Origin of the sequence: Mycobacterium asiaticum (assembly GCF_001668675.1) — a bacterium.
In the GTDB taxonomy this organism is placed as follows: domain Bacteria; phylum Actinomycetota; class Actinomycetes; order Mycobacteriales; family Mycobacteriaceae; genus Mycobacterium; species Mycobacterium asiaticum_D.
The window spans coordinates 1-16,624 of sequence record NZ_LZKQ01000051.1 but is presented as its reverse complement, the minus strand read 5'-3'; the positions used below and the strand labels follow the sequence as shown (position 1 = coordinate 16,624).

General features: G+C 69.1%; 18 protein-coding genes and 1 pseudogene. 11 read left to right on the top strand and 8 right to left on the bottom strand.

Annotated elements, in window-relative coordinates:
* Nucleotides 1-3 precede the first annotated feature (3 nt).
* From A9X01_RS04985 to A9X01_RS04975, 3 genes are read left to right on the top strand one after another with little or no spacing between them, the layout of a single operon-like run.
* A complete protein-coding gene (locus tag A9X01_RS04985) occupies nt 4-1,155 on the top strand; it encodes an 8-amino-7-oxononanoate synthase (protein ID WP_065119625.1) in 1,152 nt (383 codons plus the stop codon).
* Complete coding sequence (gene bioD / locus A9X01_RS04980; protein WP_065119623.1) at nt 1,152-1,829, top strand: dethiobiotin synthase; 678 nt, start codon at nt 1,152-1,154, stop codon at nt 1,827-1,829. Before A9X01_RS04985 ends, bioD begins: the two co-directional genes overlap by 4 nt.
* Nucleotides 1,829-2,338: a 2'-5' RNA ligase family protein gene (locus tag A9X01_RS04975; protein ID WP_065119621.1), complete on the top strand. Its 510-nt coding sequence runs from the start codon at nt 1,829-1,831 to the stop codon at nt 2,336-2,338. Before bioD ends, A9X01_RS04975 begins: the two co-directional genes overlap by 1 nt.
* A gap of 2 nt (nt 2,339-2,340) precedes the next feature.
* Here the strand turns inward: A9X01_RS04975 and A9X01_RS04970 are convergent, their stop codons facing one another.
* From A9X01_RS04970 to A9X01_RS30335, 4 genes are all read right to left on the bottom strand, one after another.
* The gene (locus A9X01_RS04970) at nt 2,341-3,708 is read right to left on the bottom strand and encodes a hypothetical protein (RefSeq protein WP_065119619.1); all 1,368 of its coding nucleotides are present in this window, start codon (nt 3,706-3,708) and stop codon (nt 2,341-2,343) included.
* Entirely contained in the window at nt 3,705-4,070 is a 366-nt protein-coding gene (locus tag A9X01_RS04965) for a hypothetical protein (protein ID WP_065119618.1), read from the bottom strand. The genes A9X01_RS04970 and A9X01_RS04965 overlap by 4 nt, the downstream gene beginning before the upstream one ends.
* Before the next feature lie 4 nt (nt 4,071-4,074).
* On the bottom strand, nt 4,075-5,856 hold the full coding sequence (locus A9X01_RS04960) for a hypothetical protein (protein WP_065119749.1): 1,782 nt from the start codon (nt 5,854-5,856) through the stop codon (nt 4,075-4,077).
* Between the two features lie 115 nt (nt 5,857-5,971).
* Nucleotides 5,972-6,115, bottom strand: a complete 144-nt coding sequence (locus A9X01_RS30335) for a hypothetical protein (RefSeq protein WP_167659556.1) — start codon at nt 6,113-6,115, stop codon at nt 5,972-5,974.
* Between the two features lie 205 nt (nt 6,116-6,320).
* Between A9X01_RS30335 and bioB the strand changes: the two genes are divergently transcribed.
* From bioB to A9X01_RS04945, 3 genes are all read left to right on the top strand, one after another.
* Nucleotides 6,321-7,370 carry a biotin synthase BioB gene (gene bioB / locus A9X01_RS04955; protein ID WP_065119616.1) on the top strand — a complete coding sequence of 350 codons (1,050 nt, stop codon included), beginning with the start codon at nt 6,321-6,323 and terminating at the stop codon, nt 7,368-7,370.
* Nucleotides 7,371-7,373: 3 nt separating this feature from the next.
* Nucleotides 7,374-7,610, top strand: coding sequence for a biotin synthase auxiliary protein BsaP (gene bsaP / locus A9X01_RS04950; RefSeq protein ID WP_172832448.1), 237 nt, complete (start codon nt 7,374-7,376; stop codon nt 7,608-7,610).
* A 128-nt stretch (nt 7,611-7,738) separates the two neighbouring features.
* The gene (locus A9X01_RS04945) at nt 7,739-8,320 is read left to right on the top strand and encodes a DUF2567 domain-containing protein (protein WP_253848945.1); all 582 of its coding nucleotides are present in this window, start codon (nt 7,739-7,741) and stop codon (nt 8,318-8,320) included.
* Here A9X01_RS04945 and A9X01_RS04940 read toward each other — a convergent pair.
* Both A9X01_RS04940 and A9X01_RS04935 read right to left on the bottom strand, forming a co-directional pair.
* Nucleotides 8,317-9,657: a lipase family protein gene (locus tag A9X01_RS04940; RefSeq protein WP_065119614.1), complete on the bottom strand. Its 1,341-nt coding sequence runs from the start codon at nt 9,655-9,657 to the stop codon at nt 8,317-8,319. The two genes, A9X01_RS04945 and A9X01_RS04940, sit on opposite strands and share 4 nt — an antisense overlap.
* Before the next feature lie 180 nt (nt 9,658-9,837).
* Entirely contained in the window at nt 9,838-10,551 is a 714-nt protein-coding gene (locus tag A9X01_RS04935) for an NUDIX hydrolase (RefSeq protein ID WP_065119612.1), read from the bottom strand.
* Between the two features lie 48 nt (nt 10,552-10,599).
* Here A9X01_RS04935 and nadA point away from each other — a divergent pair, with 48 nt between their 5' ends.
* Genes nadA through nadC form a run of 3 tightly spaced genes read left to right on the top strand, consistent with a single transcriptional unit; the run spans nt 10,600 to nt 14,083 of the window.
* On the top strand, nt 10,600-11,649 hold the full coding sequence (nadA, locus tag A9X01_RS04930; protein WP_065119610.1) for a quinolinate synthase NadA: 1,050 nt from the start codon (nt 10,600-10,602) through the stop codon (nt 11,647-11,649).
* Nucleotides 11,646-13,226 (top strand): L-aspartate oxidase, encoded by a 1,581-nt coding sequence (locus A9X01_RS04925; RefSeq protein WP_065119608.1) that lies wholly within the window; start codon nt 11,646-11,648, stop codon nt 13,224-13,226. Before nadA ends, A9X01_RS04925 begins: the two co-directional genes overlap by 4 nt.
* Complete coding sequence (gene nadC, locus A9X01_RS04920; RefSeq protein ID WP_065119606.1) at nt 13,226-14,083, top strand: carboxylating nicotinate-nucleotide diphosphorylase; 858 nt, start codon at nt 13,226-13,228, stop codon at nt 14,081-14,083. The genes A9X01_RS04925 and nadC overlap by 1 nt, the downstream gene beginning before the upstream one ends.
* On the opposite strand, the gene A9X01_RS04915 is transcribed toward nadC, so the two are convergent.
* The gene (locus A9X01_RS04915; RefSeq protein WP_065119746.1) at nt 14,084-14,650 is read right to left on the bottom strand and encodes a TetR/AcrR family transcriptional regulator; all 567 of its coding nucleotides are present in this window, start codon (nt 14,648-14,650) and stop codon (nt 14,084-14,086) included. It abuts the gene before it with no gap.
* Between the two features lie 49 nt (nt 14,651-14,699).
* On the opposite strand from A9X01_RS04915, the gene A9X01_RS04910 reads away from it, so the two are divergent.
* Complete coding sequence (locus A9X01_RS04910) at nt 14,700-15,725, top strand: alcohol dehydrogenase catalytic domain-containing protein (protein WP_065119604.1); 1,026 nt, start codon at nt 14,700-14,702, stop codon at nt 15,723-15,725.
* Nucleotides 15,726-15,738: 13 nt separating this feature from the next.
* Here A9X01_RS04910 and A9X01_RS04905 read toward each other — a convergent pair whose 3' ends face one another.
* Nucleotides 15,739-16,152, bottom strand: coding sequence for a nitroreductase family deazaflavin-dependent oxidoreductase (locus A9X01_RS04905; protein WP_065119601.1), 414 nt, complete (start codon nt 16,150-16,152; stop codon nt 15,739-15,741).
* A 101-nt stretch (nt 16,153-16,253) separates the two neighbouring features.
* Between A9X01_RS04905 and A9X01_RS32035 the strand changes: the two are divergent.
* Nucleotides 16,254-16,624: pseudogene (locus A9X01_RS32035) on the top strand (hypothetical protein); the annotation flags it as partial.

Here is a 16,624-nt window from a genome sequence, read left to right as displayed (position 1 = left end):
GCGATGGCATCGATCGAAACGACCTCCCCGCTGGCCTGGCTGGACACGGTGGAGACCCAGCGCCGCGAAGCCGGACTGCGCCGCTCGCTGCGGCCGCGCCCAGCCGTGGCCACCGAACTGGACCTCGCCTCCAATGACTACCTGGGGTTGTCCCAGCATCCCGCCGTCATCGAGGGTGGCGTGCAGGCGTTGCGGGTCTGGGGTGCCGGTGCCACGGGGTCGCGGCTGGTCACGGGCGACACCGAGCTGCATCAACAATTTGAAGCAGATCTTGCCGAATATGTCGGCGCGGCAACGGGTTTGGTGTTCTCCTCGGGTTACACCGCGAATTTGGGCGCGGTGGTGAGCCTGACCGGCGCCGGTTCGCTGTTGGTGTCCGACGCCTATTCGCACGCATCCCTGGTGGATGCCTGCCGGCTGTCCCGGGCGCGGGTGGTGGTGACTCCGAGTCGCGACGTCGGCGCGGTGGAGGCGGCCCTGGCCGCCCGCGCCGAAGAGCGCGCCGTGGTCATCACGGACTCGGTGTTCAGCGCCGACGGCGCCCTGGCGCCGCTGCGCGAATTGCATGAAGTGTGCCGACGGCACCGGGCCCTGCTCATTGTGGACGAGGCGCATGGGTTGGGGGTACGCGGCGGTGGACGCGGACTGCTGCATGAGGTGGGGCTGGCCGGCGCGCCCGACGTGGTGATGACGACGACCCTGTCCAAGGCGCTCGGCAGCCAGGGCGGAGTGGTGCTGGGTCCCCCGGCGGTGCGGGCGCACCTGATTGACGCCGCCCGGCCGTTCATCTTCGACACCGGTCTGGCCCCGGCCGCGGTCGGTGCCGCCCTGGCGGCGTTGCGGGTCCTGCAGGCCGAGCCCTGGCGACCGGGTGCGGTGTTGCAGCATGCCAGGGAGTTGGCCCGGGCGTGCGGCGTCGCCGAAGTCCCGCAGTCGGCGGTGGTGTCGGTGATCCTCGGTGATCCCGAGGCGGCGCTCGCGGCCGCCACGGCCTGCCTGGACGCGGGAGTGAAGGTGGGCTGCTTCCGGCCCCCCACGGTCCCCGTCGGAACCTCCCGACTGCGGCTCACCGCGCGTGCCTCGCTGAGCGCCGACGAACTCGAACTCGCCCGCCGGGTGCTGACCGACGTACTCGCCGCGGCCCGCCGCCCTTGACGGTCCTGGTCGTCACCGGGACCGACACGGGTGTCGGAAAGACAGTCGCCACCGCTGCGTTGGCCTCCCACGCCCGGCAGGCCGGCATGGATGTGGCCGTGTGCAAACCGGTGCAGACCGGCACCCGCGACGGCCATGACGACCTCGCCGAGATCGCCCGCTTGTCCGGAGTCACCGAGTTGGTCGGGTTGGCCCGGTATCCGCTGCCCATGGCTCCCGCCGCCGCCGCCGAGCGGGCGGGGACGCCGCTGCCCTCGGCTGCCGATCTGCGGGGCCTGGTCCGCGGCGTCGACCGGCCCGGACGCCTGACGCTGGTCGAGGGCGCCGGGGGAGTGCTGGTCGAGCTCGCCGACGGCGGCTACACGTTGCGGGATCTCGCGGTGGACCTGGGCGCTGCGGCGCTGGTGGTGGTCGGCGCGGGGCTGGGAACCCTCAACCACACCGCCCTCACCTTGGAAGCGCTTGCAGCACAACGTGTTCCGTGCGCAGGGCTGGTGATCGGCAGCTGGCCGGCGGAGCCTGGGTCGGTGGCGCAGTCCAACCGGGTGGCGCTGGCCAGGCTCGCTCCGGTGCGCGCCGCGCTGCCCGCAGGGGCCGCGGCCATCGGTGTGGACTTCGCCGCCCTGAGCGCCGCGGCGTTCGACCGCGACTGGGTCACGGCGTTGGTCGGCTGATGGCGCATTCGATCGAGCTGCTGTTCGACCCGGACACCGAGGCCGCGATCAGGCGGATGTGGGACAAGCTGGCGGCCGCGGGCATACCCGCCCGGATACCGCCCGGCCGGCCGCACGTGACGGTGGCGGTATCGCAGCGGATCAACGCCGACGTCGACGAGCTGCTTCAGCCGGTGGTGCGGCGGCTGCCGTTGCGCTGTGTGGTCGGGGCGCCGCTGATATTCGGCCGCGGCACTGTCGTGTTGACCCGGCTGGTGGTGCCGTCCCCCGAGCTATTGGACCTGCACGCCGAGGTGCAGCGGCTGTGCGGTCCGCACCTGCTGCCCGAACCGATGGCCAACAGCCTGCCGGGGCAGTGGACCGCGCACGTCACGCTCGCCCGGCGGCTCGACGGCGCCTATCTGGGCCAGGCCGTGGACATCGCCGGGCGACCGGTTCAGCTCGACGGCCACTTCGCCAGGTTACGGCGATGGGACGGTGACAAGCGCGTCGAGTATCACCTCGGCTGACGTCAGCCCCCGAACAGCAGGTACAACCCCATGAACGTGTAGCCGACCATCACCAGCATCATGGTGAGCTGGCCGGTGAGCTGATGGTCCTTGGGCAGCAGCCGCAGCGCCTTGTCGTGCGCAGCGATGACGGCCACGATGTGTCCGGTCACCACGCAGGCCACCTTGATCGTGGACAGCACCGCCGGGTGCGTCGAGAGCACGTAGGCCACGTGTGCGTCCGCCAGGCCGAGCAGGTTCCACCCGCGGCCCAACGGGTCGGCGAGTGCGATCACGGCCTGCTGTCCGCGCTCCACCAGGTAGGTCAGGTAGTGCGCGAAGATGTAGCCGACCACGATCGGAATCAGCGAGTGCGCCATCTGACCGGGCAGGGCTCGGCGCTCCTCGGCATCAACGCCGCCCGTCGCGCGAGCCGCCAGCGTAAACGTCGCCGCCACCACCGAAATGAAGACGAGCAAGCCGGCGGTGCGCAGCGCCGACGAGGTCAGCGTTTCCGGCACGCTATGGACGTCCCGGGCGATCCCGTCGGCGAAATTGCGCCAGGTGGGTGCCGCGGAGAAGCTGTCGAAGGCGGTGGATCCGAGGAGCACCGCCAGCATCATCACCACGCCCGGACGCACCGGCAATGACGGCAGGTGGTCGAACGGATTGCCGACCACGATCTTGCCCGTCTCGGGGTTGCGCCAGAACGGGCAGAGTCGGGACACGGCCATGCTGTACACCCCGAACGGGTCCACCCGGGCGAACCAGCGCTGGCCACACAGCCAGGCCCCGACGAACAAGACCACCGTGTAGACCAGCAGCCATGTCTTGACCGCGGTCAGCGACGCCGAATCCGGGCTGGCCAGTTCCATCCAGACGAACGCGAACAGCCCGAAGGCCGCAGGGCGGTACCCCCAGCGCTCCGGGTACGTCCACCGCGGCCGGCTGAGCCGCTCCGGCAGGCCGCGGCGCACCAGCAGATACAGGGTCCGGACCGGCGAGATCACCCGCCAGACCGGCCCGAAGAACAGCGACACGGCGACCAACCCGACCCACAGCAGCACGTAAAACGCGCCCAGCAGGCCATTGGCCTGGTTCTGCGGCCCCCACACCCCGGCGATCAGCACCCAGACCGCAAAGAGGAACGCCAAACCGCCAACGACCCAGCGCACCACGCGCGAATCGACCACGGCGGTCACCGCGTCCGCCAGCGGGTGTCCCGGTTTGTCCGGATCGAACCGCGGTTGTTTCCAGGCCAGCGCCACCAGCGCGAACGTGAACGTCAGCGCCCACGCCGCGCCGATCAGCGCGAAGGTGTACGGCACCGGAAGATCGTTCGACCCGCCCAGGCCGTGCGCCAGCACCGACACGGGGTGAGCGTCGGTCACGGCTGGACTTGGATGGTGGCGATCGTCCGCTTGAGGTGATGCAGTTCGACGTCCACGCTGCCGGGCACATCGACGCTGAACTCGAACTGTTGGTGCGGTGCCGCCGCAATCTGGAACTTGTGGTCGGGCACCGAGTGCACGTGCAGCTCGTCGGTGGTGTCACTGGTGACGTGCAGGACGATCTGTTGCTTCACCTTGGCCTGCAACGTGGCGTTGGTGGGCGTGACCTGTCCGCCGGCGATCGTGACGTCGATGGTCAGCGGCTGGGCGGGGGACTTGCTGGGCGAGTTGCCGCCGCAGGCGACCAGTGCGCAGATCAGCAAGCCCGCCCACGCCGTGACGAGGGTGCGTACGAGGGTCATCCGGCTACGCCGCTTCTGGCAACGGGTGCTTTTGCTCCTCCACCCGTTTGGGTCGGGTCACCTCACCGTTGATCCGGCCGGCGCCCCAGGTCAGGGCGGCGATCACCATCAACGTGAAGATCAGCACCAGGATCGAGCCCACGGTGAACAACCACTCCGGCGCGCTTGGGTCCCGCTCGCGCTGCAGGATCGTGTTCTCGAACACGAACGGGCGGGTCATCTCCGGCTGGGCCGGCACCTCGGGGGCCGGGATCGCCTCGTCGGCCGGCTCATAGATCGGCACCGCAGTCATGGTGTAGCCGTCCTGCACGCGCAGCAGCGTCTTCCAGGTGCCCCAGACCGGGATGGGCTCGGTGGTGCGGTAGTGCCCGGGGCCGACCCGCTGCAGGCGGTCGATTATCAGACCGCGGTTGTTCTCCATCTTCCCCTGCCAGGACGTGATCGATACCCAGTCGGGGTCGTCCTTGATCATGTCGGGCGGGTTGATCTGGATGTCGGCGGAGACCATGCGCTTACCGGGGTCGCTGGGCAACTCGGTCAGCTTGATGGTGGCGGTGTTCTGGCTCGGGATGAGGATGTGCAGGCCGTTGGCCACCGTCGCGCCGATCACCACCACCGTTGCCGCGACCAGCGAGATGCCGATCGCGCGGCGCGGCAGTGGTTGCCCGGTGAGCACCATGCCGGTCATCGCGCCGCAGACGCCCATCAAGATTGCCACCGGCACCGCCATCGCCAGGGCCTCGCCCCACATGCTGGTCGGCCACGGGTAGTGGTAGACCGCCCCGATCCACAGCGACTCCAACCAGAGTCCGACGGTGCCGACCGCAAGACCGGTGACGGCACCGAAGACGATCGGCCGCTTGAACAACGGGGTCAGCGCCAGGATCTCGACCACCAGAGCGGGCCCCAGGTACAGCGGGAACCAGTTGTGCGGCGCTCCAAGGATCGGACCGACGGTGAACGCGACGGCACCGCGCAGCGCGATCGCGAACAGGGCGGCGATGATCGCCGCGCCCTTGCCCAGCGTCATGCGGGCCACGATCAACGCCAGCGCCGCGACGCCCGCGATCATCATCGGGTGGAATGCCAGCCGGAACTGCTGAACGCCGAAGTCGAATTCGATCTGGTAGACGGACAGGCCGATCAGCAACCCGCCGCAGGACAGGTAGCGCAGAAATTTGACGAACGGCTTCTCCGGCGGCGCGTCCGGAAGGGCACGGCCACCTTCGTACTCCAGCATCAACACCGAGAACAGGGACAGTCCGGCGCCGCCAATCATCATCAAGTGTGTGGGACCCCACAGCGTGACGTCCTGGCCGAAGATGCGGTGCCAAATGTCGTCAAGCGGGAAACCGAGCAGTGCGTACATGCCGCAACCGGCCATCAGGACGCCGCCGACCGGGGCGTGCCAGTTGTCGGTGATGCGCACCGGGGCCGGTCCGGGCTCGTCGAACGGCAGCGCGATCGCGATCATGCCGCCGAGGAAAATGCCGAACAGGCCGATGATGATGAAGTAGTGCGCGGGGTTTGCCAGCGGCCCGGGATCGCGTCCTTCGCCAATGTGCCAGCTGACGTCCCAGATGAAGCCGAACAGGGCGCAGATGATCGAGGTGGTGTACACCAGCACCGGCAGCGCCACCCAGGACGGACGCCTGAATTTCACGCCCAACCAGTCGGCGAACTTCTCCAGCCACATGATGCGCCGGGTGCGGTGCGCCCACCCGATGGCCAGCATGATCAGTGTGATGATCAGCGCAGCGACTGAAAGCCCGATTACCTGGCTCAGTTCGGCACCGCGAGCCGCTGGCGCCTCCGCAACAACTGACAATTCCACCGCGATCGCCTCCCGTTTTGCGCACGGCTGACTAGGACGAAGCTGTAATGCCCCGTTGCAGCGTCAGTCAATCCTGCTTTTCGCTGGAGCTTTTCCGGTTTCGCATCGCTATATACAAGACCACGCCGACGACGATCACTGCAGGTAGAAATGCGGGTATCGCCAGCCAAATGCCGTGGTCGGCCAAATACTCGACGTGCAGGTCGGTCATAAGGAATTCATACCCGTACTGTCGACTTCCAACCCGGCCGGATCGGGGTCATGCCTGAGGGCTCGACGGACGCCCGCACGGCATCCGCAGTCGTCGGGACCGTTACCCTAACCTGAACGGTTTTCCACCCGAGCCGCCCTCAGGGCGCGGCCATCGAACACGGATCGCCCACGTTGCGTGCGATCTAGAAGCAGGGGAGTACCCGGTGACCCAAGCGCCGACTAGACCGACCAGCGATGCCGGCCCGGATGGCACCAGCGGCGACGACATCCTCGCCGTAGCCCGCGAGCAGGTGCTCGAACGCGGCGAGGGACTGAGCAAGGACCAGGTGCTGCGGGTGCTGCAGTTGGCCGACGACCGGCTCGAGGAACTCCTCGCGCTGGCCCACGAGGTGCGGATGCGCTGGTGCGGGCCCGAAGTCGAGGTAGAGGGCATTATCAGCTTGAAGACCGGCGGATGCCCCGAGGATTGCCACTTCTGCTCCCAGTCCGGGCTGTTCCAGTCCCCGGTGCGCAGCGCGTGGCTCGACATACCCAGCTTGGTCGAGGCCGCCAAGCAGACGGCCAAATCCGGTGCCACCGAGTTCTGCATCGTCGCCGCGGTTCGGGGGCCCGACGAACGGTTGCTTGCCCAGGTCGCGGCCGGCATCGAAGCCATCCGCAACGAGGTGGACATCCAGATCGCCTGCTCGCTGGGCATGCTCACGGCCGAGCAGGTGGACCGGTTGGCAGCGATGGGTGTGCACCGCTACAACCACAACCTCGAGACCGCGCGTTCGTTCTTCACCAACGTGGTCACCACGCACACCTGGGAAGAGCGCTGGCAGACCCTGTCGATGGTGCGCGACGCGGGCATGGAGGTGTGCTGCGGCGGAATCCTGGGCATGGGAGAGACGCTGGAGCAGCGGGCGGAATTCTCGGCCGACCTGGCCGAGCTCGACCCCCACGAGGTCCCACTGAATTTCCTCAACCCACGTCCCGGTACCCCGTTCGGCGACCTGGAGGTGCTGCCGGCGAGCGAGGCGTTGAAGGCCGTCGCCGCCTTTCGGCTGGCGTTGCCGCGCACCATGCTGCGGTTCGCGGGCGGCCGCGAGATCACCCTGGGTGACCTCGGCGCCAAGCAGGGGATCCTGGGCGGAATCAACGCCGTGATCGTCGGCAACTACCTGACCACGCTCGGCCGTCCCGCCGAGGCCGACCTGGAGCTCCTCGAGGATCTGCAGATGCCGATCAAGGCGCTCAATGCCAGCCTGTAACCGGTGCTGATCGTGGCTGGCGAGCTGGGCGGTCCGGTGACGGCCGGCGTCTACAACGTCTACACCGGCGAGTTGGCCGGCAGTGCCACGCCTACCGCGGCCCAGCTCGGTCTGGAGCCGCCACGCTTCTGCGCCGAATGCGGGCGCCGAATGATCGTGCAGGTTCGTCCGGACGGCTGGTGGGCCCGTTGTTCCCGGCACGGCCAGGTGGATTCGAACGACCTGGAGGCGCAGCGATGAGCGGGGACGCCGTTTTCGAGGCGCCGCAACCCAAGGGGCCGCAGCCCGACGGGCCGCAACCGGAGACATCGCAACCCGTGGGGCCGGTTGGGCCGCGTACCTCCCGCAACCGCGCCAGCGCCGTCGTGATGCTGGCTCTGGCGGCATGCGGGGTGCCGGTGGGTGCGTTGTGGGCGTGGATCGCGCCGCCGGTGCACGCCGTGGTCGCGATCAGCCGCAAGGGCGAGCGGGTGCACGAGTACCTGGGCAGCGAATCGCAGAACTTCTTCGTGGCGCCGTTCGTGCTGCTGGGCCTGCTGGGGGTGCTGGCCGTGGTGGCGGCCGTCGCCGCGTGGCAGTGGCGCGATCATCGGGGACCGGAGATGGTGGGCGCGCTGACCGTGGGCCTGATCGGCGCGGCGGCCGCGGCGGCGGGCGTGGGGGCATTGCTGGTGCGGCTGCGCTACGGCGCGCTGGATTTCGACACGGTGCAGTTGTCCGACGGCGACCATCAGCTGACCTACGTGCGACAGGCGCCGCCCGTGTTCTTCGGCCACCTGCCCCTGCAGATCCTCGCGACGCTGCTGTCGCCGACCGCTGCCGCCTCGCTGGTCTACGCCCTGTGCGCCACCGGGACCGTCCGCGACGACCTGGGTGCCTATCCGCCGATCAACCGGCCGGCGGCGGTGCTGCCGTCAGTATCCCCGACACCGGTGGCCGAGCAGCACTAGAGCGGGCGGCGGTGGATCTTGCGGCCGGTGATCACCTTCGCCGCGATCACTCCGAGCCGCGCCATTCCGGCGTAAGTCACCGGGTTGAACATGGTGGGCCACTTGGTGCGGATCAGGTGGTCGGTCAGTGGCCGGCCGGCGAAGCGGTCGATGAGCCAGCGCAGCGCCATCGGCGCCGACAGCGGATGCAGCAACATGTGCTCGTTGAATGCGTCGCGGTGGTAGGTGACGCTCGCGCCGCCCGCGGAATACGAGTCGGCCAGCACGTCGATGTCGTCGACGGAGATGAGGTAGTCGTGCACCGCCTGGATGATCAGCACCGGCGGTGTCGGGACCGCGACACCGAGGGTGGTGCTGTCGAAGACGTGCGCCACCGCCGGGGTGGCCAGGATGTCTTCCAGAGGTTCGTCGAGGAAGGTGCCCATGTCCAGGCGCGCCATCTTGACCACGGCCTCGGCCGTCGTCATCTTCTCCAGGCTGAGCAGCAGCTCCCGTCCCGCGTCGCTGGCGTGTTCCTTGATCATCCGGTCCAGGTCCGGATAGGTGTGGGCGAGGGCCGCAACCACCAGAGCCGGCAATCCGGCCAGCAGGCTGCCGTTGAGCCGACGGAAGGTGTTCCCCAGGTTGCCGACCGGGGAGCCCAGCACCGCGCCGACGATGTCCAGCTCGGGCGCGTAGTCCCCGCACAGTTCGGCGGCCCAGGCGCTGGCCAGCCCACCGCCGGAGTAGCCCCACAGCCCCACCTGGGCGTCGGGCGACAGGTTGAACCGCTCCGAGCTCAACGTGGCGCGGATGCCGTCGAGGATCCGGTACCCGGGTTCATAGGGTGCGCCCCACAGGCCGTTGAGGCCTTCGTGGTCGGGCACCGTGACCGCCCAGCCCTCGGCGACCGCGGCCGAGATGAGCAGCAGCTCCAACTGCGCCAGGGACCCGATGGCCTTGGCGCGGCGCCGCAGCGCGTAGGAGGGAAAGCAGCGCGACGTGATGGCGTCGATCGCGCACTGGTAGGAGATCAGCGGGATGGGCTTACCCGGCGCCTTCTCGGCGGGCACCAGCACCGTCGTGACCGTCGCCTCGGGGTTGCCGTGCATGTCCGTCGTCCGGTACAGCAACTGGGTTGCGATGATGCGCTGCGGAATCAGGCCCAGGAACGCCAGCTCGACGTCGCGGGAGCGCAGCACGGTGCCGGGGGCGGCGTGCCGGAAACCGGCCGGGGGCTGATAGAAGGGGTCGTCCTTGGGCAGCAGCGGGCGGACCTTGCGCTGCAGCTCCTCGTGTGGCGGCCGCCCGATCCACTCCGCGCCCGTCGCGCCTACCGCTTTGGCGAGCTCGACCATCAGGCTCCCTTCGAGGCCTCGGCGTGCTCGCGCGCGTTCCTCCCCAGGTGGGATGGCGGCGCCGCCGGCCAGTCAGATTCCAGCACCAGCGCCTGCCAAGCGCCAGCAGTTTCTTAAACAGCTCTTAGACAATGTACAGGTGTCCGGCGGCTGGCCGAAACTAACGCGCGGTGTTGCCCGTCACAAGGCCGCACCCGGCGGGCGCAGCGCGGCGAACTCGTCGGTGACCCGCAGGTGGGAGTCGGTGAATCGGTACAGGGCCGCGGGGCGGCCGCCGCTGCGCCCGGATTGGGCGATGGTGCCGGTCTGGGTGATGACCTTGCGCCGGGCCAGCACCCGCTGCAGATTTGTCGCGTCGACCTGGTACCCCAACGCGGCGCCGTAGATGTCGCGCAGCGTCGACAGCGCGAATTCCTTTGGCGCCAAGGCAAACCCGATGTTGGTATAGGACAGCTTGGCGACCAGTCGGGCGTGCGCGTGGGTAACCATGGGGCCGTGGTCGAACGCCATCACCGGCAGCGAGTCCACCGGATGCCAGCGGGTGTCCGGCGGCAGCTCGGGCGTGGCGGGGGAGGGCACCAGCCCCAGGAAGGTGGACGCGATCATCCGGGTGCCGGGCACCCGGTCGGGATCGGAGAACACCGCGAGTTGCTCCAGATGGGCCAGCTGGCGCACGTCCACTTTCTCGGCGAGTTGGCGGCGAACCGAGCTGTTCATGTCCTCGTCGTTGCGCAGCCGCCCGCCCGGCAATGACCAGGCACCCCGCTGAGGATCCCGGGCGCGTTGCCACAACAGCACGTTGAGCTGCGGTTTGTCCTTCCGGGCGGCGCCGGTGACCGGCCGAACCTGGAACACAACCGCAAGCACCTCATGGGCGGTGCTAGTATGGGGCATGTTTTCGATTATAAGTCGAAAACCTCCTGGGTGCGAAAGGAGTCACCAATGACGGTCCTGGCCCGCACGGTCACGTTCGCTGACGAGATGTCTTCCCGGATTATCGACTCGCAAACCGGCTACACCGGAGTCGAGGGAGACGCGAAGTGGGCCGCCGAGATTCGCCGCCTGGCCGAGCTGCGGGGTGCCACCGTCCTGGCGCACAACTACCAGTTGCCCGCCATCCAAGATGTTGCCGACCACGTGGGGGACTCGCTGGCCCTGTCCAGGATCGCCGCGGAGGCGCCCGAAGACACGATCGTGTTCTGCGGCGTGCACTTCATGGCCGAGACGGCCAAAATCCTCAGCCCGGACAAGACCGTGCTGATTCCCGACCAGCGGGCCGGCTGCTCTCTGGCCGACTCGATCACGGCCGACGAACTGCGCGCCTGGAAGGCCGACCACCCCGGCGCCGTCGTCGTCTCATATGTGAACACCACCGCCGAGGTCAAGGCGCTCACCGACATCTGCTGCACGTCATCCAACGCCGTCGACGTGGTCGCCTCGATCGATCCCGATCGGGAGGTGCTGTTCTGCCCCGATCAGTTCCTCGGCGCCCACGTGCGGCGGGTGACCGGTCGCACCAACCTGCACGTGTGGGCCGGCGAGTGCCACGTGCACGCCGGGATCAACGGTGACGAACTCACCGAACAGGCCCGGTCGAACCCGGACGCGGAGTTGTTCGTCCATCCCGAATGTGGTTGCGCCACATCGGCGTTGTACCTTGCCGGCGAGGGTGCCTTCCCCGCCGAGCGGGTCAAGATCCTGTCGACCGGCGGCATGCTCGACGCCGCACATGAAACCCGCGCCCGCAAGGTGCTGGTGGCCACCGAGGTCGGCATGCTGCACCAGTTGCGCCGGGCGGCACCGGAAGTCGACTTCCAAGCGGTCAACGACCGGGCCTCGTGCAAATACATGAAGATGATCACCCCGGCGGCGCTGTTGCGGTGCCTGGTGGAAGGCGCCGACGAGGTGCACGTCGCCCCCGACGTCGCCGCCGCGGGCCGGCGCAGCGTGCAGCGAATGATAGAGATCGGCCAGCCGGGCGGTGGCGAATGACGAAGGGCCCGGCGTGGCGCGACGACGCCGACGTCGTGGTGATCGGCATGGGCGTCGCTGGACTGGCGGCGGCGCTGGCGGCCCACCGTGCGGGCAGCCGTGTCGTTGTGCTGAACAAGGCAACCCAGACGCGCGGCGTCACGGCGACGCACTACGCGCAGGGCGGCATCGCGGTGGTGCTGCCCGACAACGACGACTCGATCGAAGCTCACGTCGCGGATACCCTGGCCGCGGGCGCGGGCCTGTGCGATACCGACGCGGTGTACTCGATCGTCGGCGACGGCTACCGCGCGGTCGCCGAATTGGTAGGTGACGGAGCGCGATTCGACGAAGCCATGCCTGGGCGCTGGGATGTGACGCGCGAGGGCGGCCATTCGCGCCGCCGCGTCGTGCACGCCGGCGGGGACGCCACCGGCGCCGAGGTGCAGCGCACCCTCGACAAGGCCGGCCGAGTGCTGGACATCCGCAGCGGCCACGTCGTCCTGCTGGTGCTGCACGACGACGCCGCGGTGACCGGCGTCCTGGTCAGCAGCCCGGACGGCCTCGGCGTCATCACCGCCCCCTCGGTGATTCTGGCCACCGGCGGGTTGGGCCACCTCTACAGTGCGACCACCAATCCGAACGGCTCCACCGGCGACGGCATCGCGCTGGCGCTGTGGGCGGGTCTGCCGGTCAGCGATCTCGAGTTCATCCAGTTCCACCCGACCATGCTCTATACGGCCAATGGTGGTGGCCGGCGGCCGCTGATCACCGAGGCGCTGCGCGGCGAGGGCGCGATACTGCTTGACAGTCAAGGCAATTCGATCACCGCCGGGGTGCATCCGATGGGTGATTTGGCTCCCCGCGACGTCGTGGCGGCGGCCATCGACGCCAGGCTGAAGGCGACCGGCGACCGGTGCGCCTACCTTGACGCGCGAGGCATCCCCGGCCTCGAGGCGCGGTTCCCGACCGTGACGGCCGCGTGCCGCAACGCCGGCATCGACCCGGTGCGCCAGCCCATCCCGATTGTGCCCGGGGCGCACTACAGCTGCGGCGGCGTCGTGACCGACGTGTACGGCCAAACCGAGTTGCCCGGCCTCTACGCCGCGGGTGAGGTCGCGCGCACCGGAATGCACGGCGCCAACCGGCTCGCCTCCAACAGCCTGCTGGAAGGCCTGGTGGTCGGTGGACGTGCCGGCAAGGCCGCGGCCGCCCATGCTGTTCGGGCGGGGCGCCCAGACGGGTTACCGCGGCCCGAACTGGCCGTCCACACCGCGCTGCAGCGCGGCGAGCTGCAACAGGCGATGAGCCGCGACGCCTCGGTCGAGCGAGACGCCGTCGGTTTGGAACGACTGGCCGAAATGCTTTGTGCCGCACCAGTTCGCGCTGCGATGAGCCGGCGTGACGTCGAAGACGTGGCGCTGACCCTGGCCGCCCGCGCGGTCACCGCCGCCGCCCTGGCGCGCATTGAAAGCCGTGGCTGCCACCACCGCGCCGAGTTCCCGTCGCCCGCGACCGAACCGGGACGCAGCGCACTGGTCCGGCTGGCAGCCGACGGCAACGCGGTGCAACTGGAAGCGCTGGCGGCGGTGGGCTGATGTTCCTCGACGACGCCGAGCGAGCCGACGCCCGCGAGACGATTCGGCGCGGACTCAACGAGGACCTGCGCTACGGGCCGGATGCCACCACGCTCGCGACGGTGTCGGCCGGCGCGGTGGCCACGGCGTCGATGGTGCCGCGGGAGTGCGGGGTGGTCGCCGGGGTCGAGGTCGCGTTGCTGGTGCTCGACGAGGTGATCGGCTCTGACGGGTACCAGGTGCTGCACCGGGTCGAGGACGGGGAGCGGCTGAAGGCCGGAGAGCCGCTGCTGACCGTGCAGGCCGAAACGCGGGGCCTACTCACCGCGGAACGGACCATGCTGAACCTGGTGTGCCATCTGTCCGGCATCGCCACCGTCACCGCCGCCTGGGTGGACGCGGTCAAGGGCACCAAGGCGCAGGTCCGCGACACCCGAAAGACCCTGCCCGGCCTGCGCGCGCTGCAGAAGTATGCGGTTCGGGTGGGCGGCGGCGTCAACCACCGGCTCGGACTTGGCGATGCGGCACTGATCAAGGACAACCATGTCGCCGCGGCGGGATCGGTGGTCGAGGCCCTGCGCGCGGTGCGTGCCGCCTCCCCGCACCTGTCCTGCGAAGTAGAGGTCGACTCGTTGGAGCAGCTGGACGAGGTGCTGGTGGAAAAGCCCGAGCTGATCTTGCTGGACAACTTCCCGGTTTGGCAGACCCAGATGGCGGTGCAGCGCCGGGATGCGCGCGCGCCGGAGGTGCTCCTGGAGTCGTCGGGCGGGCTGAGCCTCGAGACCGCCAAGACCTACGCCGGGACCGGGGTGGACTATTTGGCCGTGGGCGCCTTGACCCATTCCGTGCGGGTCTTGGATGTCGGCCTGGACATGTAGCTAACCGGTCAGCAGCACGCGCGCCGCCGCCTTTGCGGCATGCAAAGCGGCCGCGTCACCGGTGGTGCGGGACAAAATCAGCGCCCCCTCGATCAGCGAAACCACCGCCAGCCCAACCTGTTCCGCGCGTTCCGGCGACCAGCCGCCGGATCGCAGCCGTTCCTCGATCGCCGCGCACCAGGACCGGAACACCCGCGCCGAGGCGGCGCGAACCTCGGGGCTGGAATGGACCGCCTCGGTGGCGAGTGGTTCGACCGGGCAGCCGTCGCGGTGATCGTTGGCCAGCCCAGCCGCCAGCACGTCGATCCAGCGATCGACGACGTCGGCCACCGGGCGATCGTTGGCAAGGAACTGGCGCAGCAGTTGTTCGATGCCGGTTCCGACGTGGTCGACGACCGCGGCGGCCAACGCCTGCTTGCCCTGCGGGAAGTGGTGATACAGAGATCCGGGTTTGACGCCGGCGTCCTCGAGGATCTGGTTGAGGCCGGTCGCGGCATAGCCCTGGCGCCGGAACAGGGTGGCTGCGGTGTCGATCAGGGCCGCGCGGCTGCGGTCGGGGCGGGGCACATTCCACACGATACTTGCTTTACTTGAGTGATTGCTCAACAATGCTGAAATGAGGCAATTGCAACACACCGAACCCGGCCGCTACGAGTGGCGGGAGGTCGCGGACCCGACGATCGAGCAACCCGGGCAGGCCCTGGTCCACCCGCTGGCGGTGGCGTGCTGCGACCTGGACGTCGCGGTCTCGCAGGGCCGGTTGCCGCTGCCGCCGGGATACGCCGTGGGTCACGAGGGCGTGGCCGAGGTCGTCGCGGTCGGCGACGGCGTGACCAGCGTGCGGGTCGGCGACCGGGTGGTCGTGCCGTTCCAGATCAACTGCGGAACATGCCGCGAGTGCCGCCGCGGGGTCACCGGCTCGTGCGGCTCGCTGCCGTTGCTGGCGATGTATGGCATGGGGCCGATCGCCGGTCTGGACGGCGGCGGATTCATGTCGGACCTGGTGTCGGTGCCCCACGCCGACGCAATGCTTATCCGGGTGCCCGACGGGGTCGACCCGGTGGCCATCGCCTCCCTGTCGGACAACATCCCTGACGGCTGGCGCACGGTGGCGCCGTTCGCCGACGAGCTGGCCGGGCTCGACGCCGCCGACCGCCGAGTGCTGGTCGTCGGCCGGCTGTCGATCGGGTTGTACGCCACCGCGTTTGCCGCCGCGCTCGGCGCGCAGGTCGACTACGTCGACACCGACCCCCAGCGCCTGTCGGCTGCCGAGAAGCTCGGCGCGACTGTGCACGATCGGCCCAAGCCGGCCAAGGAATGGGATCCGTATCCGGTGACGGTGAACACGTCGGCCGATCCGGCGGCGCTGGCCGCGACGTTAGGGGCCACCTGGCCCGACGGCGTGTGCACCGACACCGGGATCTACTACCAGCCCGTCGAGCTGGGTTTGCTACCGCTGTACACCCGCGGTGTGAGGTTTGTCACCGGACGGGTGAACGCCCGCGCCGCCATCCCGCCGGTGCTGGATTTGCTGGCGGCAGGCGCCGACCTCTCGCCGGTGCTTGATCGTGTGGTCGCATGGGAGGACGCGCCGTCGGTGTGGCCGGCGATGACCGGCAAGACCGTCTACACCAGGGATTGAGGCAAGTGGCCGGTCAGGCGATGTCGGCGACGAAGATCGCCATCCGGCGCAGCTGAACGCGCGCCAGGAAGGGCAGCCCGTCGGCGCTGGAGCCGGCTTCCACGATCCGCGGGTTGGTGATGTGCACCGTGCGGCGGGTGTAGTTGACGTCGGCTTCCCCGGCGGCCAGCACGTTTTTCACCCAGTCCGTCTTGCCGTGCCCTAGCGCGATCGCGAGCAGATTGCCTTTGCGGAAGGTCGACACGATCGTCTGGTACTGCTTGCCGGACTTGCGCCCGCGATGGGAGACGGTGGCGGTGCCGGGCAGGTAACGCACGATCGGTTTGAGCGCCGGGTTGAGGTATTTGACTTGCAGGTTCTCGAACCACACCGGGTAGACCATCGGAACGCCTGGTGCGTTGTTGGGGTGCTGATCCTTTGCCGACATGGCGGCTCCACCTTTTCTCCGGCTTGCGCTGTTCAAACGGCAGACTACCGGTCGGATAACTAGTTGAGCTGCTCTGGGACAATGGCTTGTATGAGGCCCATATGACCACATCGACCGCGCTGCCGGCCCGGATGGATTTGCGGGGCCAGGAGTTGACGGCTGCGCGGCTGCGGACAGCGTTGCCGCGCGGCGGCGTCGACGTGGAGACGGTGTTGCCGACGGTGCGACCGATCGTGGCGGCCGTCGCCGAGCACGGGGTCGCGGCGGCGCTGGAATACGGCGCGAAGTTCGACGGGGTCCGTTCGATCATCACCTGCAGCGCGTCGCGGACGTCGCCGTCAAGGCCGCTCAACGCGGCGTCCATCGCGGCCTGCGGCACCAGCACCGCCGAGGGCCGGACCCCGTCGAACTTCGCGCCGTATTCCAGCGCCGCCGCGACCCCGTGCTCGGCGACGGCCGCCACGATCGGTCG

Bases quoted from the DNA above. Each gene is read 5' to 3' on its own strand.
- nadA (WP_065119610.1), top strand. From the start codon at position 10,600: ATGACGGTCCTGGCCCGCACGGTCACGTTCGCTGACGAGATGTCTTCC.
- A9X01_RS04910 (WP_065119604.1), top strand. From the start codon at position 14,700: ATGAGGCAATTGCAACACACCGAACCCGGCCGCTACGAGTGGCGGGAG.
- A9X01_RS04925 (WP_065119608.1), top strand. From the start codon at position 11,646: ATGACGAAGGGCCCGGCGTGGCGCGACGACGCCGACGTCGTGGTGATC.
- A9X01_RS04940 (WP_065119614.1), bottom strand. From the start codon at position 9,657: ATGGTCGAGCTCGCCAAAGCGGTAGGCGCGACGGGCGCGGAGTGGATC.
- A9X01_RS04985 (WP_065119625.1), top strand. From the start codon at position 4: ATGGCATCGATCGAAACGACCTCCCCGCTGGCCTGGCTGGACACGGTG.
- A9X01_RS04945 (WP_253848945.1), top strand. From the start codon at position 7,739: ATGCTGGCTCTGGCGGCATGCGGGGTGCCGGTGGGTGCGTTGTGGGCG.
- A9X01_RS04935 (WP_065119612.1), bottom strand. From the start codon at position 10,551: ATGCCCCATACTAGCACCGCCCATGAGGTGCTTGCGGTTGTGTTCCAG.
- A9X01_RS30335 (WP_167659556.1), bottom strand. From the start codon at position 6,115: ATGACCGACCTGCACGTCGAGTATTTGGCCGACCACGGCATTTGGCTG.
- A9X01_RS04975 (WP_065119621.1), top strand. From the start codon at position 1,829: ATGGCGCATTCGATCGAGCTGCTGTTCGACCCGGACACCGAGGCCGCG.
- A9X01_RS04905 (WP_065119601.1), bottom strand. From the start codon at position 16,152: ATGTCGGCAAAGGATCAGCACCCCAACAACGCACCAGGCGTTCCGATG.
- nadC (WP_065119606.1), top strand. From the start codon at position 13,226: ATGTTCCTCGACGACGCCGAGCGAGCCGACGCCCGCGAGACGATTCGG.
- A9X01_RS04965 (WP_065119618.1), bottom strand. From the start codon at position 4,070: ATGACCCTCGTACGCACCCTCGTCACGGCGTGGGCGGGCTTGCTGATC.